3 protein-coding genes are annotated in these 3,594 nt (G+C 37.0%); 2 read left to right on the forward strand and 1 reads right to left on the reverse strand.

What is annotated here, in order from left to right; all coding sequences use genetic code 11:
* The first annotated feature begins 110 nt into the window (after positions 1-110).
* Both IEU71_RS09745 and IEU71_RS09750 read left to right on the forward strand, forming a co-directional pair.
* Entirely contained in the window at positions 111-1,007 is an 897-nt protein-coding gene (locus IEU71_RS09745; RefSeq protein ID WP_239384851.1) for an IS3 family transposase, read from the forward strand.
* A 183-nt stretch (positions 1,008-1,190) separates the two neighbouring features.
* Entirely contained in the window at positions 1,191-2,771 is a 1,581-nt protein-coding gene (locus tag IEU71_RS09750) for a LysM peptidoglycan-binding domain-containing protein (protein WP_004913852.1), read from the forward strand.
* 70 nt (positions 2,772-2,841) lie between these two features.
* On the opposite strand, the gene IEU71_RS09755 is transcribed toward IEU71_RS09750, so the two are convergent.
* The gene (locus tag IEU71_RS09755) at positions 2,842-3,405 is read right to left on the reverse strand and encodes a TetR/AcrR family transcriptional regulator (protein WP_004913849.1); all 564 of its coding nucleotides are present in this window, start codon (positions 3,403-3,405) and stop codon (positions 2,842-2,844) included.
* Between the last annotated feature and the right edge of the window lie 189 nt (positions 3,406-3,594).

Below are 3,594 nucleotides of genomic sequence, written 5' to 3' on the forward strand. Positions count from 1 at the left end.
CTAAAAAAGGTGAAGATCATCTCCGTCGAGAATAATCTTCACCTTTAATGTTAGTAAGTTTTTTAGTATAAGAGCAACCAACTTAAGATGGAGAATGCTGTTCTAAAAAAATTAAAAGCCTTAGTGGATCAACGAACCGAGAAAAACAAACGGCAGTAACGTCACTAAGGCGGACTAAATATTTTAAATTGGCTGATTTATTAGCGCTAATTGGCTTGAAACGGAGTACGTATTATTATCTAGAAGCTCATCCGCTCAATACGTCATCAGACAACAAAATAGCAGACGTCATCCGTCAAATTAAGTCACCACAATTTCAAACCGAATATGGGTATCGTCGCGTGACAACGTTGTTGCACGACCAAGGTTATTTGGTGAACCACAAGCACGTGCTGCGAATTATGCGCCAAAACGCACTCCTCAGCACCACGTATAACACGCGTAAGCGACGTTATAATTCTTACCGCGGTACAGTAGGGCGGATTGCCGAACGTGTCATCAAGCGTGACTTTCAAGCTGACGCACCTTACCAAAAGATTGTCACAGACGTCACTGAAATTCAGTTGAACAATCATAATAAAGCTTATTTGACGGCGTTCGTCGATTTATATGCAGGTGAAGTCCTGTCGTATCATTTAGCCAAAACACCAACCATGGCGCTTGTCATGCGGCCATTAAAGTCTTTATCGAAGCATCGTGGGGCTATTATTCATAGTGATCAGGGATTCCATTATCAGACACCGATGTTCATTAACACGTTGAAGGATTTCGGCATGACACAAAGCATGAGCCGTAAATCAACACCAGTCGACAATGCACCAATTGAGAGCTTTTTCCATATTTTGAAGGCCAATATCGTGCATCATAAACAGTACGAATCATTTCATGATTTCAAAGTGGTCGTTGACGACTTTATCAATTATTACAACAATCACCGTATCAAGCAAAAACTCAATGGTCTGTCGCCGATTCGATATCGGCAACTCACCACTGAGTCAGTTAGTTAATTAATTTTATTTTGTCCAACTATTGGGGTTCACTTCAGTTAATTCTGGTTCGCTTTTTTGTTTACGTCAATCAAACGATGTCAGAGAGAATTTTATAATTTATTTTCTTAAGTATTTCTTAACAAACTTAAGAAATATGTTATAATTTAACTATCTATTGATTTTGAAAGTGAGAGAGAATGTATGAAAAAAAGTTTGATAGCTAGTGCAGTTGCAGCATCAGTTGTAGGTGGCCAAGTAATTGAAGTTTCTGCGAGTACGACATATAATGTCAAGACTGGTGACACATTATATGCCATTGCATTAAAAAATAATTTAACCGTTAACCAGATTAAATTAACGAATCATTTGGATTCAAACACGATTTACTCTGGTCAAAAATTAGTATTGGCAAAATCTGAATTAGCCAGTAAAGGCTCTTCAACAAAAATCACGACAAAATCTAATAATACCTATACCGTTAAATCTGGAGATACATTATCAAAAATTGCTGCTAATCATAATATGAGCCTTGCACAAATCGCTAATTTAAATCAAATCAGCAATGTCAATGTGCTCCGCGTTGGGCAAGTGCTAAAAATAACTGGATCAAGTGTAACTACGAACCAAAGCAATGCCAATAATAGTAATACAAAGATTACTACCAGTACGGTATCCACTAGTACAGCGACCTATACTGTTAAATCAGGTGATACACTCTCCAAAATTGCTAGTTCAAATAAAATGACAGTAGCACAGTTGGCTTCGCTAAACAACATAACAAATGTGAACATGATCAAGGTCGGTCAAGTCTTAAAAGTGACGCAAACAACTACCTCAGCTCAGTCTGCAACAAGCGGGTCAACTAGTACTAATAATACATCGTCCTATACAGTTAAATCAGGTGATACACTTTCTAAAATAGCTGCAAATTATAATATGAGTCTTGCGCAAATTGCTAATTTAAATCAAATCAGCAATGTCAATGCGATTCGTATTGGGCAGGTTTTGAAAGTTTCCCAAACTACTACGAGTACTAATCAATCATCAACCACTACTTCTAAGGCAACCACTACTACCAGTACAACGACGACAACAACCGGTAGTTATAAGGTTAATTCTGGCGATACACTTTATGCCATTGCTGCGAAATTAGGGGTAAATATTAATACATTGTTGTCTTTAAATGGCTTGAATTTGTCAAGTACAATTTATGTCGGGCAAGTATTAAAAACTGCTGCAACAGCAGCTACCAATACTACTCCTAATACTACAAATGTAGCAACGTCAACAGGGGGAAGTATTTTAACTACTGGATTGAGTGCTACCCAAGCTGCTTGGCTAAATACTGCTGTGGCTGATGCAAAAGCTGCCACAGCTGGGACAGGTGTATTAGCCTCGGTTACGGTCGCACAGGCAATTCTTGAAAGTGGCTGGGGACAATCAACTTTAGCTTCAGCACCGTACTATAACTTATTTGGCATTAAGCAAGGGATTGGTTGGCAAGGTTCAATTGTAAACATGAACACATCTGAATATGTGAATGGCAAGTGGGTGACAGTCTTGGCGCCATTTAGATCATATCGTTCACAGATGGCTTCGTTTCAAGACCACACGAATTTCTTATTGGCGAACAGTCGCTATGCTGCCAACGGGGTGATTAATGCCAAAAATTATGTGGCGATGGCTAATGGCTTACAAGCAGCAGGGTATGCGACTGCACCAACCTATGCTAGTACATTGATTAACTTAGTTGAACGATATAATTTGCAATCATTAGATTAGTTAAGTTGCATAGTTGCTAAGGTCGTAGTTTTTACTACGATTTTTTTGTCTTACTATTATCAATAACGTCCTAATCTGATTTTAAGAATTCAAATACAAATTTTTGCAATTGATTCAAAGAGGTAATCAGTTGTGGATTTGGTCCTTTATCAAGACTGTATTTGATAAAAATCGTTGCATTAGCAGCATATAATTCTGAAAAATAAGCCACTGGCATGCCTTTGATGATATCAGTTTGAAGTTCGTGAAGCATATAATCATAGAATTCGTCATACAACAAATTTTTGAGTTTATATTCTAAACTGGCTTGATGGTTAATATGTTTTATTTCTAAGAGTCGGTTCATTGTTGTGGCATCATGTTCAAGAAATTCTGTCATCTGTAATAAGGCATTTGAAATATCTTTTTGATGCAGTCTATTTTGAATATACTTTTTCAGCGTGTTGATTTGGGTAGTATTAATCGTGGAGAGTAAATCGTATTTGTCAGCGTAGTGCCGATAAAAAGTAATACGACTAATACCAGCCTCGTCACAAATTTGATTGATGGTTAATTTAGAAAAATCAGTTGAATTGAGTACATTTAAAAAGGCAGTTTGAATTTCTTGGTTAGTGATTTCAAATCTAGTTGTCATAATAGCGTTTATCCTTTCAAAAATGGTGGGAATGTAACAATTTGCCCGTGATTGTAACTCGTTTTTATCTAAATAGTTCGTTATCGTAGTATTTAGGAAAAGACATGTGGTAATAAGTCAAGTGGAAATTAAAATCACGGTTGAATTAAAGGAGGTGAAATATCTTAAAGAAGCGCTATTTTAATAAGC

Origin of the sequence: Leuconostoc falkenbergense (genome assembly GCF_014634805.1) — a bacterium.
In the GTDB taxonomy this organism is placed as follows: Bacteria; Bacillota; Bacilli; order Lactobacillales; family Lactobacillaceae; genus Leuconostoc; species Leuconostoc falkenbergense.

Bases quoted from the DNA above. Each gene is read 5' to 3' on its own strand.
- IEU71_RS09750 (WP_004913852.1), top strand. From the start codon at position 1,191: ATGAAAAAAAGTTTGATAGCTAGTGCAGTTGCAGCATCAGTTGTAGGT.
- IEU71_RS09755 (WP_004913849.1), bottom strand. From the start codon at position 3,405: ATGACAACTAGATTTGAAATCACTAACCAAGAAATTCAAACTGCCTTT.